This is a genomic window from Lacinutrix sp. MEBiC02404 (assembly GCF_053601575.1).
On sequence record NZ_JBSHNV010000081.1, the window covers coordinates 1 to 203 of the forward strand.

Sequence of the window (203 nt, forward strand, 5' to 3'; positions counted from 1 at the left end):
GATAATGTTCCTCCGATACATGGATCGGTATCATTTGGATCCGTATCACTTGTTTCTCCATCACCATCACAATCCGTAATTGCTGTTACAGGTAAAGTAATATCTGCTGCAGTAAATTCACATGCATCATTTGGATCTGTGTCGTTTGGTCCTTGAACGCCGTCTCCATCAGGATCTACTTCGTCTAAGTTACTTACTCCATC

The 203-nt window shown here is 41.9% G+C and carries 1 protein-coding gene; it reads right to left on the minus strand.

The window, feature by feature from the left end:
• Positions 1-203 (minus strand): hypothetical protein (locus tag ACVCXO_RS00515; RefSeq protein ID WP_452227643.1); only part of this gene is annotated, 203 nt, incomplete at both ends.